The sequence below is a fragment of the Pseudomonas sp. PH1b genome (genome assembly GCF_000633395.1).
Taxonomy (GTDB): domain Bacteria; phylum Pseudomonadota; class Gammaproteobacteria; order Pseudomonadales; family Pseudomonadaceae; genus Aquipseudomonas.
This window is the reverse complement of record NZ_AYMU01000020.1, coordinates 1-17,380: the sequence shown is the minus strand read 5'-3', so window position 1 is coordinate 17,380 and position 17,380 is coordinate 1. Positions and strand designations below refer to the sequence as shown.

The following is a 17,380-nucleotide window of genomic DNA, read 5'->3' as shown; positions in this document are numbered from 1 at the left end:
AATAATCCTGCTTTAGTGTAAGCATTTGCCCTGGTAAAAATCGCCATGGCAAACACGCCAAGGCTCACCAGAAAATCCTTTCAGCCTTTTTCAATGACAAACGCCAGGCAAAAAAATGCCCGACCGAAGCCGGGCTTTTTGTTTCGACGATGATTACAGGTTGTAACCGCGCTCGTTGTGCTGGGCCAGGTCGAGACCGACCGCTTCCTCTTCTTCGGTAACCCGCAGCCCCATGACCGCATCCAGGACCTTGAGGATGATGAAGGTGACGATGGCGGTGTAGATCACCGTGAACCCCACGCCTTTGGCCTGGATCCAGACTTGGGCGGCGATGTCGGTCACCGTGCCGAAACCACCCAGGGACGGAGCAGCAAAGACACCGGTAAGGATCGCACCGAGGATACCGCCGATGCCGTGTACGCCGAAGGCATCCAGGGAATCGTCATAGCCCAGCTTGCGCTTGAGGCTGGTGGCACAGAAGAAGCACACCACGCCCGCCGACAGACCGATGATCAGAGCCCCCATCGGGCCCACGGTGCCAGCGGCCGGGGTGATTGCCACCAGGCCGGCCACCACGCCCGAAGCGATACCCAGGGCACTGGGCTTGCCGTGGGTGAGCCACTCGGCAAACATCCAGCCCAACGCTGCGGCGGCAGTTGCAATCTGAGTCACCAGCATGGCCATGCCGGCGGTGCCATTGGCGGCGGCGGCAGAACCGGCGTTGAAACCAAACCAGCCGATCCACAGCATGGCCGCGCCCATCAGGGTATAGCCCAGGTTATGGGGCGCCATGGGGGTGGTCGGGAAGCCTTTGCGCTTGCCCAGCACCAGGCAGGCCACCAGGCCGGCAATACCGGCATTGATATGCACCACGGTGCCGCCGGCAAAATCCAGCACGCCCCAATCGCCCAGCAAGGAACCCGGGCCGCTCCAGACCATGTGCGCGATCGGCGCATACACCAGGGTGAACCACACGCCCATGAAGATCAGCATCGCAGAGAACTTCATCCGCTCGGCGAAGGCACCGACGATCAGCGCCGGGGTGATGATGGCGAAGGTCATCTGAAAGGTGACGAACACCGCTTCAGGGAACAACGCGGCCGGACCGGTGAGGCTGGCCGGAGTGATACCCGCCAGGAACGCCTTGGAAAAGCCGCCCACGAAGGAATTGAGATTGACCACGCCGGCTTCCATCCCGGTGGTATCGAACGCCATGCTGTAGCCGTAGATGAACCACAGGACCGTGATCAGGCCGGTAATGGCGAAACACTGCATCATCACCGAAAGAATGTTTTTCGACCGCACCATGCCGCCGTAGAACAGCGCCAGGCCAGGAATCGTCATGAACAGCACCAGGGCTGTGGAGGTCAGCATCCAGGCGGTATCGCCGGAGTTGAGGACTGGAGCCGCCGCTTCGTCTGCCGCCATGGCCAGGCCTGGCATTACGAGGGGCAAAAGGGCTCCTAGCCCTGCGAATTTACGCAGAGTCATATTGTTTTCTCCTGGGGCGTTGGGTTTGGCGGCTTAGATTGCGTCGGTATCGGTTTCGCCGGTACGGATGCGAATAGCCTGTTCCAGATTGACCACGAAGATCTTGCCGTCACCGATCTTGCCGGTGTTGGCAGCCTTGGTTATCGCCTCGATAACCCGGTCAAGATCCTTGTCGTCAATGGCGACATCGATCTTCACCTTGGGCAGGAAGTCGACTACATACTCCGCACCGCGATACAGCTCGGTGTGACCCTTCTGCCGGCCGAAGCCTTTGACCTCAGTAACGGTAATGCCCTGCACGCCGATTTCGGACAGCGACTCGCGCACGTCGTCCAACTTGAACGGCTTGATGATGGCAGTGACTAGCTTCATGAAACTCTCTCCCGAATTGGTGGACTTGCCCCAGGAAAACAAACCCGGCTCAAGTCTAAGCGCAGTGCCTGGCTTTGTAACGCATCGTCGGCCTTCCTCAGCCAGGCCGACGCCAGCTAACCGCCCCGGACGAAACACTTCCCGTTCCGCCTGTCGCACTGCATTCATCACAGCGACTGCATCAGTGCATGGGTCACCAGGGTCTAAGCAGAAAGCTTGCCATCTCGGGAAAAATCAGTGATTTCAGTCCTTTGCCCGCAACCGCCGAGGCATACCGCAAATCGAGGCCCCGGATACGCACAATAACGGTGCGCGGGCGCCCGGCCAGATGCGCAAAAAACGTGCAGACCGGCCACCCGCAAGCCCCTCTGTCGTGCGTGATACACTGCGAGCCATCTGCTATTCAGGACACTCCCATGCTCGCGCCCAAAGACCTTCTCGACGCCCTGAGCGGCCACGCCTCGCGTTTGCTCAGCGGTGACACGCCCCTGCCCCGCAACGAAATCGAAAGCCAGTTCAAGGCCCTGCTGCAAAGCGGCTTCAGCAAGCTGGACCTGGTCAGCCGGGAAGAGTTCGACAGTCAGATGGTGGTTTTGGCCCGCACCCGGGCGCGCCTGGAAAGCCTGGAGGCCAAGGTGGCCGAGCTGGAAGCCCGGCTCACTCCGCCCGCCCAGTGAACTGATGCATTCGCCTGCAGGCCCCGCCCTGCGGGCGACAGCCACGACAGCGCCGACGACATATCCTGTCTGCATTCAAGCTGCCATCGCCCCACTCCCCTCAACTATCCTTGCAGCACCGCAGGACGCGGCTCCCGCTGTTTCAAGGAAGTCTTTCGATGTCCCTGGCAATCATCCACAGCCGCGCCCAAGTGGGCGTACAGGCCCCGGCTGTCAGCGTTGAAGTGCATCTGGCCAACGGCCTGCCCAGCCTAACCCTGGTCGGCCTGCCGGAAACCGCCGTCAAGGAAAGCAAGGACCGGGTGCGCAGCGCCATCCTCAACGCCGGCTTCGACTTCCCTGCCCGCCGCATCACCCTCAACCTGGCCCCGGCCGACCTGCCCAAGGACGGTGGACGCTTCGACCTGGCCATTGCCCTGGGCATCCTCGCCGCTAGCATGCAGGTACCGGCCCTGGCCCTGGACAACATGGAGTGCCTCGGTGAACTGGCCTTGTCCGGTGCTGTGCGTCCGGTACGCGGCGTGCTGCCGGCGGCGCTGGCGGCACGTGATGCCGGACGCACCCTGCTGGTGCCTCGCGCCAATGCGCAAGAAGCCTGCCTGGCTTCAGGCCTCGAAGTAATCGCCGTGGATCATCTGCTGGAAGCGGTGGCCCATTTCAACGGGCACGCCCCCATCGCGCCCCATGTCAGCGATGGTCTCCCCCCGAATCCACCGCCCTACCCCGACCTGAGCGAAGTCCAGGGCCAGCTCGCCGCCAAGCGCGCCCTGCTGATCGCCGCCGCCGGAGCCCACAATCTGCTGTTCAGTGGACCGCCGGGCACCGGCAAGACCTTGCTGGCCAGCCGCCTGCCTGGCCTGCTGCCGCCGCTTCAGGAAGACGAAGCCCTGGAGGTGGCGGCGATTCAATCGGTGAGCAGCCACACGCCCCTGCGTCATTGGCCGCAGCGACCATTTCGCCAGCCTCACCATTCAGCCTCAGGTCCAGCGCTGGTAGGCGGCGGCTGTGACATTTGGAAATAAATGCAACTAAACGGAAATAAATGCAACTGGAACATTGGTTGAACTGACGACTGATTTTCGAGAGCGCCCTGTAAATACGGGCCTTTCGGTCCGGTCATGGTCATTGAACGCCGTTCACGCTCACTTACGCCTGGCAAATCATCTCTTACAGCCTTCAACACGCTTATCGCGTTTCATCTCCATGTGAATGGTGCATTGCTGGCCGCGAACGCCGCTGTATGCTCAAGGTCAGACTTGATAAGTGACAACGATAATCCCAGGTAGCGCTTTCACTGGAGGCGCGATGACCACTACCATCGAAGCGGTAGCTGCACTGATCGGCAATGCGAAGCGAATTGTGGTGTTCACAGGCGCTGGCGTCTCCGCAGAAAGCGGTATACCCACGTTCCGAGACCCATTGACCGGAATATGGGCTCGCCATGACCCCCAATTGCTTGAAACATCTAGCGCTTTTCGAAAGGACGCGGCATTGGTATGGGGTTGGTACTTGTGGCGCAGAACCCAAGTCGCACAAGCCACGCCAAATGCTGCACATCACGCCATTGCGCAATTGGCCAACCTCCGAGAGGTGACGGTGGTCACCCAAAACATTGATGACCTACATGAGCGGGCCGGATCATCGGAGGTGATTCATCTACACGGCAGCCTCGCACAACCCAAATGCTTTGCATGCCATCGCGTACCCCCTGCTTCATCTTTCGAGGAACTGGTCAACGTTGAAGGCTTGAGGGTCGCCGCCGCGTTGTCCGCGGTGTAACGGAAAACTACGACCGGGTGTTGTGTGGTTCGGGCAAGATCTACCAGCAGCTGCGTGGAAACGAGCGGTTCTGGCGGCCAGAGATAGTGATCTTCTGCTTTCGATAGGCACTTCGGGGGTTGTCTTCCCGGCGGCCGAAATTCCCATGATGGCCTTGCAGGCTGGCGCCTACGTGGTGCACATCAACCCCGAGCAAGTTGCTGAGCCAAGCATTCGGGAGCTTTGTTTAGTGGGACGCGCCACTGAACATGTCCCGAGCCTCGTTTCGCTGATGCCCCCTCAACCCTCAGCCTGATTGAAGAACGGTCGCGCGAACCTCATTACCCGCATCATCCCAGCTTTGCGGTTCTCTCCCTTTGACGGAAGGACCGACCAATATTGATGGTTTCAATAGCGAAGAGATAAAGCGCAAAAAGGCGAATGAAATTGGGCATGCCAAAAAGCTTCAGGTTCAGCGGTTCAGGCACGTGAGATACATACCAAAAAGTCACGGTCAAGCAAAACGCCAAAAGTGAGCCTCCAAGCAGCGGCCCCCAGCTTGCCTGATCATGATCAGCCAACCGGCTATTCAAACGATGAATCAAATCAACCCAACACACGAGCAGCAGCGATGAAAAAAACACCAGAAACGGCAGAATTAGACTGATCTTCGAAAAAGGGTCGGCAATAGGGCCTCCATTGTCCGCAAAAGTTGAGATCGCAAGTGCAATTAACACGATAGTTAGCGACCTAGATCCTACTTTTCCAAGCGCATCCATAATTTCTTTAAACATTAGTAAACCACTGAGATTTTAGTATTTTCTTCATTGAAATTCGGCTTTCACTTACATGAACTGGCCACCACCAAGTTGCGAAGTTTCTGGAAAATGCGGATTTCACAGTCAAAAATCTAATTGCCTCAACAGGCTTTTATCACTGCGCACAATTTCAACGGCACGAGAATAAAACACCCAAACCACTTCGCAAGCGGAAATTAGGTTACGTCCATCATTCTCACGACGTCTATAAGGAATAACGCCATCCGTGGCGTTGCCTACGGTTTTGACGGTTAAGAGCAAGGTGATGCAAGTTATTACTTCCCCCGCTGCTTGGCAATCTAGCGGTGTACTATCCATACAGCGAGCGGCCTTCCAGAGGCAGCCACCGCACATTCAAAAGCCATTCTCCGGAGGGCATTGCGTAATGGATCTCGCACGATTGCAGCAACTTTTGAACGGGCAGGGAGAGATCGTCAAGGGTTGTGACTTGTCAGCGGAAGACGCAGCCAGCTTTGTCCAAACCAATTTTGGCCAGCAATCGTTTTGCCTGGTGCGAGACTGGGTCCTACTCGAACTGGAGCCCTGCGGCGAAGGATATGACGCTTTGCATTCCCGTGGTTTGGAACCGGCGCTGGTCTACGCACACAACGTCGTGTTCGACAGTCGCGGGCGCTTTAATTCAGGCGACTGGGTGCGCAGCACGTTTCAACTGAAATACGAAGGCGAAGGGCTTTTTTTCACAAAAAACACGCTTTATGTCCTTCTTGGTATGGGCACACGCCAGAGCATCACGCTGAGTGACCTCCTGAGCCTGAGCTGAACCGGCCACACCCGCGCGCCCTCTGTCGCCGTTGTAATGCCCTTACGGCTCCAAGACAGGGCCGCTCCAAAACTCATCCATCGCCGGACGGACCACTTATCGCAATTTCAGGTCTGTCACTGGACCAACTCTCTTTTATTCCATGACAAGCGTCGCTGCAGGCGCGAGCATTGGACATCCCTTTGGCTGACGACGTATCGGGTGAATGACGATGAAGGAAGGCAAACGCTGGACCGCTTTGGCCCAAGCCACCAACGATGGCAGTGGCGACGTGATCGTCAATTTGCCTGCTGCGCTCCTTGAGGAAATGGGCTTGGCGATTGGAGACGATCTGGAGATCACCGTCACCGGCGACACAATTATTCTGACGCCAATCCGCGACATGGGGCGTGAGTCTCTCAGAGTGCTCAACCTGAAACGCGCTCAATTCGACACCAGGTATCGAAGCCGCATGACGGCGCTGCTTGGTATTCCCGAGGACGCCACTGTCCAGCACATTCACAACATGATTGAGGCAGGCCTTGAGGCGACCACCCTTACGGCAATGATCGACTTAGGGCTCATCAGCGCCTATATTCTGGACGCAATCTTTCCCACCACAGCGCTTAAAACAAAGCTGGCTACCGATGAGCGATTAACCGCTAGCCAAAGTGATCACGTGTTTCGCCTGGCACACACCATTGCCTTAGCCGAATCCTTTTTTGGCGACACCGAAAAGGCCATGCGCTGGCTGTCCAAACCGAAGTCCCGGTTTTCAGGCAAGACTCCCATAGAAATGCTCTCTACAACCGTCGGGTCACACCTAGTGGAGGAGTTACTCACCCAAGCTACGGAAGGATTGTCACTCTGATTCTGTTCGCCATCATGCGAAGAAACGATCAGACAGCGTCATCGTTTGGTCACTTGGTGCAGACGCGGTTTTGCAGGTAACGTACGAGCCCTCTGGCGGAGCATCAAACAGATCAGGACGATTTGCGAATTACGCTTTTAGTCCAGCTTAGTCAGCCCATAATCAGCGACGAGCTAGATGCTCCTGCGTATTCGGAGTTGCGAATTGTTCCATCGAATAAAGCGAGTTCCGCCCCGCGACAGTCTCTGCACTACCGATGACAGCGAAGCCATCAAGCACATCCGCAACGGAACGGTGGTGGTCTGGTCTTACGAGCGCATCAAGAAAAACTTCGAAGCTGAAAGCATTCCGTACGTGGAAGTCATTTTCAGGTTCTTAGACCGCAACGACGTGCCCGCCGGCCTGACTCCAGCATTGATAGGGGTAAGCCGCCTGGGAAGCTTTCGCCTGGGGACCATTTGGAAAGGGGGAAAATGCATAGCCGAAACCGATCTCGGAAAAGACCAAGAGTTTTCGGTGGACTTCACTGAAGGTGCCTGGTCTTACGTTACTATCCAAGGCAATCATCAGCCCGTCCCCTATTTCAAAACCGATTATCCACTTAGAAGCCAGCCAACGGAAAACGCGCTGACCGAGTTTCTCAGCTTCCCACTACCGAATGAAAAAAACCTGCTAATCCCCTGTATCGAGTTCCTTTACCGGTGTTATGGCAGCACGTCGGACATGGCCAGAATATTGACCACCTATCCGTGGCCGAAGGTGCAGGAGCTTCTCTATGCCGACGTCAAGAAAGATCCTCACACCTGGCTTGTAAAGCCGCACCCCAAAGTTCCTGACGACGATGCGCTGTTTCTGGCACACGCGCTGTACAGCGACTACACCCAACATGTCGCCAAGCTACTTTATTCAGAGCTGGACAATGCACATGGCAAACACATGAGAGAAACGAGCCTGCGGGTTAGACCGTGGTTTCAGGGCCCCGCCAGGCTGATGGTTCGCGGTCGCTGGATCAACAGCCGAAATACCTTCCTGTGCTACGAAATCACAGGCATGAGCCAGCCGCAGGATCATCCTTACGAGATAAGCCGGGTTACATACTCCAAAGATGATCCCGAAAAGGATCAGGCCCTTCTCGACACGATCAGAGTCAAGATTGAAACACCAAAACCCCAGGATCCCTTTGTTATCACTGACCGTCAGGAGCCAGATCAGGGATCCGCGCAATGGTCCAAACCAGATCCGAATTTTCAGATTCTGGAGCCAAAATGTCCCCATACCGTGACACTTGAGGAGCGATCGCTGTTTCCGAAAAACGCCGTCCCCGTCCCACCGGGCACAACCAGAGTATTCTCCACCGGCGATCCTCAGGGCTACGACAAAGGTGTTGGCAAATTCACTGCGACCGCGAAGCGGGTCCTGGGGAATGGAGGGGCACTGCAAGCAGTATGGGATGAGCTTCAACGCCTAAAACACAAAAAGTTCTTTTCAAGCGTGGCTTGGTTGTCAGAGCGCGAAGGCTTTGTGCAGAGCAAAGACTTCAGATTGTTGGCACTGGCTGCCTTTACACTATCTGAGGCACCTTCCGACAAGAACCGGACTTGGCTGGGCTACAAGGACAATGCCAATCGCCGGCGAGGAATATTGGTTGCGCGCATAACGATTGCAAGCCGCTCGTTCTACCTGTTTGAACTTCAGCGCAAGAAAGTTCGAAGAGGCGCAGTGTATGGAGAAGAGGAAATTTCAGGACTTCTGATCGAGATCAACAATCAGGCCGAGGCGTTGGTCGAGATATCCAGAGTCTGCACGAGAATCCGCCTAGCCAATGGCAATTTCCGGAATCTAGAACCGTTCATACATCCGCATAACATTTTCCGGCATTCCTCCGACGGATCGCTTTTCTACCCGTTTTACCATCTGGGCATTGTGCTCGCCTGATGAGTTCCCACGGTTGAGTTACCGCGATATGTACTGGAATTTGGCAGTTTATCTTCCGAGCATAATCTCGCTAATTTCCCTACACCTAGGAACGCTACGGGCCTGCGCGACCGCGGACCGACTTACGAGAGTTATGGCACCGACCCAATCTGGGCCGAACGAATGACTGGAGCCATCGCATCGATCATCAGGGCGAGCGCTTGAGCGCCTTGTTCCGTTCCATCCCATGCATGTCCGAGCGCACGTCGAATGGCCGGGTTCTCCGTGAGCTCAACAATATCCCTGATTATGCCAATATTGGCATAAATCAAAGCATCTTCAATCGCTGGAGTGATGGTTTTTATATGACCGTTGAGGAACTTCGACAGGGTGTACTGAGGAACACCAGAGCGCCGGGAATACTCGTTCACGGAGATTCCAAGCCCGGAAATATGGCGCCGTAGCTCACTGCGCGCAGCGAGAAGCTCGACTGATGGTTTCGTTGCGATTCTTGGCATAGGTAGGTACGATAGCAATTAAGCGAAATCCCAACAAGCTCTCACTCACTGGGAGGTGGACGAGAGATGAAGAAGAACGATGCGGGCAAGCGCTATCGAATAGTTTTCAATACACGTGCCCGCTTAGGTCAGGTCATGACACCGCCACCTTTGGCGAACGCGGTGGTGTGCCTGATGGGTGCGCAAGGCGGGAATTGGCTTGAGTTGGGTTCTGGCTCAGGACGCCTGGCTGAGGCCGTCAGCACTGGTGCCGCGCCGAAGAGCTATCTCGGCGTTGAAGTTGAGCCTTCGATGATCGCCCTGAGCCCCGAACTTCCTGGATTCAGCTTTGTGCAACAGGATGTGCTGGCCGTGAACAAACTGGCGCACACCTTGGCAAAGACGAAGTTCGACTACGTCATTGGCAACCCGCCGTATGGCATACACGGTTTTTCTGCACAAGCTACTCAACGCCTTCAAGCGCTTTGTCCGGATCTGGAGATTCACGGCAACTGGGCGCCGATCGACCTGTATTTCGTTCTGGAGTCTCTGTCCCGACTCAAGGCAACCGGCTCGGCAGCTTTCATAGTCGGTGCCGACATCCCATGCGGCACGCAGAGCCTGAAATTTCGCGAAATGTTGCTGGAGAAGGCTTGCGAAATTGAATGCTATGAACTGCCACAGACCGCGTTTGGTACCTATGCAGAGGTTCAGGCATACGCATTGATCGTTCGGTATGGAAAAAGCCGAGCCCGCCACGTTTCGCTGGGCCGCCTGAACGACCAGTTCGAAGTCACTGCACTGCGCCATGTAAGCCCCGCCCAAGCATTGGCAAGCATGGATCTGAGCCACCATGAATTTGCCGAGATTGATGCGGCATTGCGTAAATCCAGCCAAGGCCAAACGATGAAGGACATGGAAGTGTCGATTGTGCGAGGTAGCCGGACACGCGCTCAGTTCTCCCAGCTGGGCATCGCGCACTTTCACACCTCGGACTTTCCAAGAACCGGGTTGGAGGTGTCGTTCAAGACCGCTCCATCGCCCGACTTTCAGCAGGCAACCGTTGGCGACATTCTGCTGCCCAGGGTGGGCACCCGCTGCCTGGAGCACAAAGCCGTTGTCGTGAGCGGACAAGCGCCTTATTCCGAAGCCGTATTCCGCGTACGCACGCCGGCGAAACACCACGAACGAGTGGTGCGCTGGATAACCAGCTCGGAGTGTTCAGTTTGGCGCCGGGCAGCAGCGCGAGGGGCCTGCGCCAAGCACCTCACGGTTTCGACACTGCTGAGCATGCCTGTTCCACACTGATCAATACGGTTTGCAACGTGTAAGCTTAATTGCGCTTGTCCACTGCCTGGAACCGCTCCATAAGCTGTGGGAATTCCGAGGGGTCCGGAAAGGCCTCATAACTGAACGCAGCTGCAGTGGTGACCCACGGCAACTTCTCAGCTGTCCAGGTTTCCATAAACGGCGGATACAACTGTGGATTTTCCAGCAGACTGCTGCGCACCCCCACGAATGTCTCAACCCCTTCCGGTCGGGTGAATAACCACGTCAGACAGCTTGGGCAAAAATAGTGGCGGGTCGGGCCGCGCAGACCTCCAATCACAGGCTCACCTTGGGTAATGGCGAAGCTTTCCGCTGGGAAAAGCGCCGTCAGGGAAAAAGCACTGGACGACATTTTTTGACAGCCTACGCAGTGACAGGCAGTGGTCATGGCAGGTGGGCTTTTGATTTCAAACGTGATCTGTTCACAGCGGCAGGATCCTGTAATGGTCATGAGCATTATCTCTCGGGGCGCGCACCTGGGCGCTTGATGACTGGGTATGATTGAAAGTGATCAGACTGCTGGGCGGCTCACGCGAAGGAATGAGCCGGACACCTCCTTGGGATGATGGGAATCATGCACTGTTTATTGCTCGGGAACGGCATCAATCGTGTGGCACTGCAAAAGGACTGGACCCAAATCCTTTGTGAACTGGCTGACCAGTTCAACGCGGAGGACCTGACCCTGCTCCTCAAAGAAAAGCCGCTGTCGATGTTCATCGAAGAACTCTGCGCTCGAGCACAAGGACGTTTTGCCAGTTCAGAGCACCGGGTCAAGGTGGCATTCGCCGGGCTGCTCGAGCAGATCGCCCCGATACCGGCACACGAGCGCATATGCCGCTTGTTCAAGGTCATCATGACCACCAATTATGACTTCACGATAGAAGAGGCACTCGCCGGTCCCTTTTATCACTCAACTTGCCTGGCTCCCGAATCCAGGTATAGCCTTTTCCGTCGACACACCGCCGCAGGCATCGATGTCTGGCATGTTCATGGAGACGCGACTCGGCCAAGCTCAATGGTACTGGGGTTCGATCACTACGCCGGCGCACTGCAAAAAATTCGTAACTATGTGACCGACGGGATTGAGGTCAAACAAGAGCCGCACAAGGTCTCGTCGCCCGTCAAAAATGGGTTACTGGATTTCACCACCTTCCGGACGCTCTACTCTTGGGTGGATTACTTTCTCAGAGACCACATTCACATCGTCGGCCTGGGCATGGACTTTACCGAGATCGATCTGTGGTGGTTGCTATTGCACAAGAGACGCCGACTGCATCAGACGGGCAAAGTATTTTTCTATCACCTTTGCGCCGGCGCAGCACCGAAAGAAACACCGGTGACGTCACTGTTGCGCTCGCTGAACGTTGAGATCGTGCCCATAGCCCAGGCCACCTGGGTAGAGTGCTATATGAAGGCAGCGGACGAGATCGAAACGAGAATCGCCAATTACCCCGTGCATTTCCCAATCCCGGAACGCGACACCTGTACACACGAAACAACGAGACCGCCTAAAACGTCGTTGCCGAACGTCGATTCCCGGCAGGGCAAGCTGAAGCTCCCTCGGCCCCGTTAGACGATCCTGACGCGATTCCACACGCACGAGCAGCCCTCAGTTGATGTCCACCTCATACCAATGCACGCAGTGGATGCCGGTGGTTCGCCCCTTCTTGCGCCTAGGGTGATCAAATATGACCCGAGGCTGCTTTTGTGTGGCACAGAAAAGCGCTGCGCCTATGGCCATGGGCTTGGTACCGAACGGTGAAACAGTCAGCCGGTTGCATTCATTACTCCCCGAGAGCGCAGCATATGCCTTCTCAAGCACCTCGTACGCGGCCTTTGGATTGTTGGCCCCGCAAAATTTAACCCCAACCTCAGACGTCTCCAGCAAACGGCTGTTGGCCATCAGCGCTTCCAGATCCCAAGACGCCTGAAAGGGCGGAATACCAAAAACAATCGTGACCTTGCGAATGAACTGACCATCGTCCGCGCTCAATGCGCGGGTGAGCCGTCCGCCCTCAAATCCCAGAAAAGCTACCAGGTGAACGCTGTCCTTGGTTCCCAGCATGCCGACAAATGGCGGAATAGCGTGCTGCACGAATCCGCTGCTCAGATCGAACGCCATGCCGTTTACTGCCGAGTCCTCATGGGTTCGCCGGACATACTCTTTGGGTTCGACATAAAGAAAACCGATTCTGGGACTCTTGTGACAGAAGGAATAGGCATAGAGAAGCAAAGCAATTTCGCAAAAGTCCAAGGTCGTGGCATCAATCACAATGGACGCGGCGCTAAACTCACGTGACAAGTCTTCAAGCTCACCACCGCTTGCCCGGTACTTCTTCTCACCGACCTCAAGGCACATGGAGTCCGGGTGATAGCGCACTCGAAAGCGTTGCTCGCCCAAACGATTTGTGCGCTCAACCGAATAAGCACTTCGGTCGTCCAGATCGTCAGCGCCTGTGAAGGCAATGTCCATCAGGGGTAACTGGCCGAGCTCTTGTTCGTTGATCAAATCTTGTCTAATAAATCGCACGATGACCTCAGAACAACGATCCAGTTTTCTTGGCGGTTTCCTCATCATCTTGCGAGTCCACCAATTGCCGAACTAGCGAATCGAACTGACTATCGGATTGGGTGAGCATGATGTCCAACTGAGTAGCGGTGAGCGTGATCTTTCGCCGCTTGCGGTAGCTGATTCTGAAATGCGGTGCGTAGATCGGGTTCAGGACCAGCTCGTACTGGGTGACGTCATATTCCGCCTTGTCCTTAGTCCCTTTCGACTCTGCCAGTACCGACCAGATCTTCGCTTCTCGAAGAATCACCTGCGCCGCATCAGACAACTGTGCAGTGTCAGCCCGGTTGATCGAGAAATGGTTGATCTCAGGTTCGCTTTGGCTGCGGCGCTTGTTGAACTTCTCGAACAATCCGCCCAGGCGTCTTGCGAAATCCAGCAGCCGGTCGCCATGGGGGCCCAACTGTACAACGTCCTCAAACATGGCGTCGGACACGTGAACCGCAGCGTTTGCCTGCGAATCCAGATCGATGCACAGCGCACCGTCGATTTCCTCGGCCGAGCGCCGCTGATACGCCTGCAACAGTGCGTTGTGACAGAGCTCCTGGAAAAACCGCAAATTGGGTGCGGCAATCTTGCAGAAGCGGGAAAACCCCGCGTAGAGAATGTTTGGCCGCTTTGTCAGCCCCGCATAAAGGTGGAACAGACACCCGTAAAGGTTATTATCCACCCAACCTCCCGTCTTGTAGAAGGCATCGTTTTTTGACCTGCCCTTGTCGACCACGTCCTGGAACAGCCCCAAGGCCTCTTTTCCCGATTGGCTTTTTCGGTTGAGAATCGCGCCGAGGACGACGCTTGCCTCGGGTACGCTTTCGCTGACCAGATCTTCGGCGTCAACCACACCCGTCAGACCCTGAAAGTTGAGCCCTCGCTGAATCATGTCCACAACACGCCGGCGTAACGCCAAATCCTCCAGTGCCACACGCGCAATCTCTGGCGCTCGCAACTCGGGGAATATCTGTTTCGTGTAGGCCACCACGTCCTGCCGATAAGACGCGGTACTGCGGTACGGCAAATGGGTCACGTCATGCAGGAGTTCAGGTTTGAATGCCGGGCAAGACACACTGACCTCCGCCTGGCGAAGACGAAACAGAAACAGCTCCGCAGCCATCACCTCAAAATCATTGTCATTGACCAACAAGGCTTCGATGTCGATGGTGCGAATGTCATGTACCTCTACAACTCGCTCCTCCCCACTGGTTTTGAAATCAGTGACGGCCTCACGTTTATGGGCGATGTGTACAGCCAGCCGTGAGCTGGGATGCTTGATCGCATCGCACACAATTTCGCGATGCTTCATCAGCAGGTTTTCAAACTCATCGATGAACACCCTGAAACCCAAGGATTTTAGCCTCGGGTCATGCCGTGCGAGATCATCGGCAAGCGCGGTGATGATCGTCGTGAAGTGCACGAACAACGGAGTAGGACAACGGCCAGGGTTGCGAACCCAAAGGTCGAGCTCGGCCAAACGCTCATCAACCTCTTCAGCCAACGCCTCGACGGTGGGCTCCTTAAGCTGCATGAGCCGCACCAGCTTCTGGCCCAGCGTGATGCTGTTCAATGACAGCGGACCATTGACCAGATTTTTGGCTTCACTGATCTTTTGCAGGGCTTGGGTCACTTCGTCGAGCAAGCAAAGCGTCAGGTAGTGAGAAAAGGCCACGCCATCTTGCTGATTGCCCAGCCACTCGGGCGTGATCAGGGAGCAAAAACCCGTGTCTGGACGGAAGTAGAGACCGATATGGGCAAATTCATCATCGCTGATCTGCGGTCTAAGGGGGCTGAACGTCGACCCATGGCAAAAATATCGCAAGAACATGGTTTTGCCACATCCCCGCCCGCCCAGCACGCGCACGGACTTGCTGTCCTTGAAAATGCTGATTTGCTGAAAAAAGTGAGGAACTATGAATTCCTGCGAGACATCAGGTGGCAGGTTGTCTGCACGGTTCTTCAGAAAAGCATCTGCAATAGCTGGCATCGACGTTATCTCGTCAGCAGGTTGTTCCAGTCCTCTGAGCTCGCCCAGAGAACCGACAGTGAGTTGTTGGGCGTAGAGTCTTCAAACCCCAGCAGCAGATCCAGGCCATGCCTGGTCGATTTAGGAATACCGCGCTTGGTGGCAAGACGGTCATAGAAAGCCCGAGCATCTGCCACCGTGTTGGTGCCATCAACGGCCCAGACGCCGGGCGCCTGGGTGGACTCACAGAAAAACTGGTGTTGTGCGTTGAGGGTTTCGATCGGCAGCACCGTGAGCCAAGGGCAACGCTTGGCAAGTGTGTCCAGGCCATCCTGAAAGGCGACCAGCGGGCAATACACGATATGGATGTCCGATTTTCCGGCCAGTGCATGCGTCTTGGCAAAGGTTTCGAACTGCTTCCCGGTACCGAGCATGTCATCGAGAAAGACAACGCACTTCACGTGCTCGGGGAGCTGGCTCAATGCATCCGGCCGAATCGTGACGCTCTTGGGAATCTTCGCCCGGCGTTTGTAATGCCGGATCACCACCACACCACTTTTGCCGGTGTCATTCTGCTTGCTGCCGTCCACGCCGACGAATCGAATGAAGTGCGCCGGATCATCCTGGCGGATTGAACTCAGGAAACTGTCGATATCGTCGTAGGGATACAGCTCTTTCTGACGCAGGTAGGTAGGCAGCATGCAATGGAGCAACTGGTCAATGGAGCTGTCGATCATGCTCTTTGACCGGAAAATCAATCGACCCAGCACACAGGCGGCGAAGTAGTGCTCTTCTTCTGTTTTGAAGTTGGCCAGCCAGCAATCCAGCGTTTCTTCATCGATCCCGGTGACGATTCTCTTCTTGAGCAGCATCCGAAAGCGCTGCTGCACCTCGACGAACAGCGTGGAGTATTTCTCGGGAACATGAAAACTCATGAAGCATTCCTTGCTACGCCCGTAGAAATGCCGCGGCGTTGAAACCACGACGACAAAGCAGCACTGGCCATTTGACAGCTATTGCACCGAGACTTGCATAGATCGCGCGCACGATGCAACTACGACCCGTGAATGAGCATTTTCCAGAACCGCCACTGTCCCATCGCCGCTCACGTGAGCAGTCGCTCAGGCTCAAGAGTTAGAGGAAAGCGACTACTGAGCGGAGATGGCAAAAAAACGCGCAAACGATATGTGGTTTCAATCACTCGTTCTGTGTATCACGACTATGTGCGTAATTGCATGGACTTGACCACCCATTTTGCACGGGATGTGACCAGCAAACTGAGCGGCGATGACCGATGGAATCCACAACCGAAAGCGGACATTTGAGAGCGGCACCTTCCGGCCAAAAGCAGCCCTTTGGAGGCTCAAGTCGCACCTACATCGAAAGACCGTTTGCGCCGTCGTCGATCTCACACAAAATCCGCTCGAGCTCAGGTCGCGACCACTTCTCCCAAGGAAATACATCCCGGTCATCACCGGTGTGCCAATACTCGCCTGCGTCAAATGCCTGATAGATAGAGAATGCCGGCTGGGGCATATCCTCGTGCATGGACAAGTCGATGATATCGCTGATGACAATATTCATCACCTCATCACAGTAATGAAAATCGCGGGTGCCTGTAATAAACAATCTTGCAACTGAGATCGCCAACTGATTCAAAAGATCGCGACTGTCGATCTGTAGGTGCTCACACATCACACTCAATTCCGTGTTTGGGGCCTTTTCAATGACCGTAAGTACGTAATCAAGGTTGTAATCACTTAGACCTTTGTTCATGGTGTAACAGCGCTCGCCAATTCAGTTTTGCCATGGATTCAGGACAGGCTTGTCAGAAAGGCATATTGCCAGATGTGCTGCCGAAGGTCCGCTTAGGGTCGAAAGCCGCTGCAGGCTCCGATGATGCGTATCTAAACCATTCTCCTGCCACCGCATGAGCTAGGCTTTGCAAACCCCACATATCCAGGATGGACAGCATGCCAAGTAACTCGGCTTCCAATATCGCCATTGCGGACGCCCTGACATTGCTCCTGCACAACCAGCATGCACTGGCGGCGGCAATCGAGGAGGTCGCCGTTTGGCTTGCAGCCAATGGCGTGGAAGTGGTTGCAGACAACGCTGTGATGGCTATGGAAGCCTTAGACACAAATGCAAAAGCGATCACAGATGCGATTATGCGGATTCGGCAATCCTAATAACGCTTTTGCAGGCAGCAATCGGCCAATAGCGGCATTCCGTGAGCGGCCGCTTTCGGCCAATAGCGGACAGTAACGGTCAATCCTGAAAAACATGGATAATGGCAAAAAAATGGCTGTTTTCGGCTACGGCTCGGCCGGCCGAGGCAATAGATCTGAATCGCCCCGGATTCTC

Annotated in this window: 16 protein-coding genes and 2 pseudogenes; 9 read left to right on the top strand and 9 right to left on the bottom strand. The window is 55.6% G+C overall.

Annotated features, from left to right (window positions below):
• Positions 1-153: 153 nt before the first annotated feature.
• On the bottom strand, positions 154-1,491 hold the full coding sequence (locus U873_RS0125155) for an ammonium transporter (protein WP_025130874.1): 1,338 nt from the start codon (positions 1,489-1,491) through the stop codon (positions 154-156).
• Positions 1,492-1,524: 33 nt separating this feature from the next.
• Positions 1,525-1,863, bottom strand: coding sequence for a P-II family nitrogen regulator (glnK, locus tag U873_RS0125150; protein ID WP_002555808.1), 339 nt, complete (start codon positions 1,861-1,863; stop codon positions 1,525-1,527).
• A gap of 416 nt (positions 1,864-2,279) precedes the next feature.
• On the opposite strand from glnK, the gene U873_RS0125145 reads away from it, so the two are divergent.
• From U873_RS0125145 to U873_RS35440, 3 genes and pseudogenes are all read left to right on the top strand, one after another.
• Positions 2,280-2,540 (top strand): accessory factor UbiK family protein, encoded by a 261-nt coding sequence (locus tag U873_RS0125145; protein ID WP_025130873.1) that lies wholly within the window; start codon positions 2,280-2,282, stop codon positions 2,538-2,540.
• Positions 2,541-2,698: 158 nt separating this feature from the next.
• Positions 2,699-3,544, top strand: a pseudogene (locus U873_RS0125140) (YifB family Mg chelatase-like AAA ATPase); the annotation flags it as partial.
• A gap of 301 nt (positions 3,545-3,845) precedes the next feature.
• Positions 3,846-4,614: pseudogene (locus U873_RS35440) on the top strand (NAD-dependent deacetylase).
• A gap of 34 nt (positions 4,615-4,648) precedes the next feature.
• Here U873_RS35440 and U873_RS0125135 read toward each other — a convergent pair.
• Complete coding sequence (locus U873_RS0125135; RefSeq protein WP_025130872.1) at positions 4,649-5,092, bottom strand: hypothetical protein; 444 nt, start codon at positions 5,090-5,092, stop codon at positions 4,649-4,651.
• Between the two features lie 409 nt (positions 5,093-5,501).
• Between U873_RS0125135 and U873_RS0125130 the strand changes: the two genes are divergently transcribed.
• From U873_RS0125130 to U873_RS0125115, 3 genes are all read left to right on the top strand, one after another.
• The gene (locus U873_RS0125130; RefSeq protein WP_025130871.1) at positions 5,502-5,897 is read left to right on the top strand and encodes a hypothetical protein; all 396 of its coding nucleotides are present in this window, start codon (positions 5,502-5,504) and stop codon (positions 5,895-5,897) included.
• 211 nt (positions 5,898-6,108) lie between these two features.
• On the top strand, positions 6,109-6,747 hold the full coding sequence (locus U873_RS0125120) for an antitoxin Xre/MbcA/ParS toxin-binding domain-containing protein (RefSeq protein ID WP_025130870.1): 639 nt from the start codon (positions 6,109-6,111) through the stop codon (positions 6,745-6,747).
• Between the two features lie 177 nt (positions 6,748-6,924).
• Positions 6,925-8,682, top strand: a complete 1,758-nt coding sequence (locus U873_RS0125115; RefSeq protein ID WP_256244928.1) for a hypothetical protein — start codon at positions 6,925-6,927, stop codon at positions 8,680-8,682.
• Positions 8,683-8,813: 131 nt separating this feature from the next.
• Here the strand turns inward: U873_RS0125115 and U873_RS36780 are convergent, their stop codons facing one another.
• A complete protein-coding gene (locus tag U873_RS36780; RefSeq protein ID WP_157838124.1) occupies positions 8,814-9,092 on the bottom strand; it encodes a hypothetical protein in 279 nt (92 codons plus the stop codon).
• Positions 9,093-9,245: 153 nt separating this feature from the next.
• On the opposite strand from U873_RS36780, the gene U873_RS0125105 reads away from it, so the two are divergent.
• Positions 9,246-10,466 carry an Eco57I restriction-modification methylase domain-containing protein gene (locus U873_RS0125105; RefSeq protein ID WP_025130867.1) on the top strand — a complete coding sequence of 407 codons (1,221 nt, stop codon included), beginning with the start codon at positions 9,246-9,248 and terminating at the stop codon, positions 10,464-10,466.
• Between the two features lie 25 nt (positions 10,467-10,491).
• On the opposite strand, the gene U873_RS0125100 is transcribed toward U873_RS0125105, so the two are convergent.
• Positions 10,492-10,938 (bottom strand): GFA family protein, encoded by a 447-nt coding sequence (locus U873_RS0125100; RefSeq protein WP_029978648.1) that lies wholly within the window; start codon positions 10,936-10,938, stop codon positions 10,492-10,494.
• A 123-nt stretch (positions 10,939-11,061) separates the two neighbouring features.
• On the opposite strand from U873_RS0125100, the gene U873_RS0125095 reads away from it, so the two are divergent.
• Entirely contained in the window at positions 11,062-12,060 is a 999-nt protein-coding gene (locus tag U873_RS0125095) for an SIR2 family protein (RefSeq protein WP_025130866.1), read from the top strand.
• Between the two features lie 36 nt (positions 12,061-12,096).
• Here the strand turns inward: U873_RS0125095 and U873_RS0125090 are convergent, their stop codons facing one another.
• From U873_RS0125090 to U873_RS0125075, 4 genes are all read right to left on the bottom strand, one after another.
• Complete coding sequence (locus U873_RS0125090) at positions 12,097-12,996, bottom strand: hypothetical protein (RefSeq protein ID WP_025130865.1); 900 nt, start codon at positions 12,994-12,996, stop codon at positions 12,097-12,099.
• Positions 12,997-13,024: 28 nt separating this feature from the next.
• The gene (locus U873_RS0125085; RefSeq protein ID WP_025130864.1) at positions 13,025-15,034 is read right to left on the bottom strand and encodes a hypothetical protein; all 2,010 of its coding nucleotides are present in this window, start codon (positions 15,032-15,034) and stop codon (positions 13,025-13,027) included.
• A gap of 5 nt (positions 15,035-15,039) precedes the next feature.
• Complete coding sequence (locus tag U873_RS0125080; RefSeq protein WP_025130863.1) at positions 15,040-15,948, bottom strand: hypothetical protein; 909 nt, start codon at positions 15,946-15,948, stop codon at positions 15,040-15,042.
• A gap of 439 nt (positions 15,949-16,387) precedes the next feature.
• Positions 16,388-16,789, bottom strand: coding sequence for a hypothetical protein (locus U873_RS0125075; RefSeq protein ID WP_025130862.1), 402 nt, complete (start codon positions 16,787-16,789; stop codon positions 16,388-16,390).
• A 197-nt stretch (positions 16,790-16,986) separates the two neighbouring features.
• On the opposite strand from U873_RS0125075, the gene U873_RS0125070 reads away from it, so the two are divergent.
• Complete coding sequence (locus tag U873_RS0125070) at positions 16,987-17,205, top strand: hypothetical protein (protein WP_025130861.1); 219 nt, start codon at positions 16,987-16,989, stop codon at positions 17,203-17,205.
• Positions 17,206-17,380 lie beyond the last annotated feature (175 nt).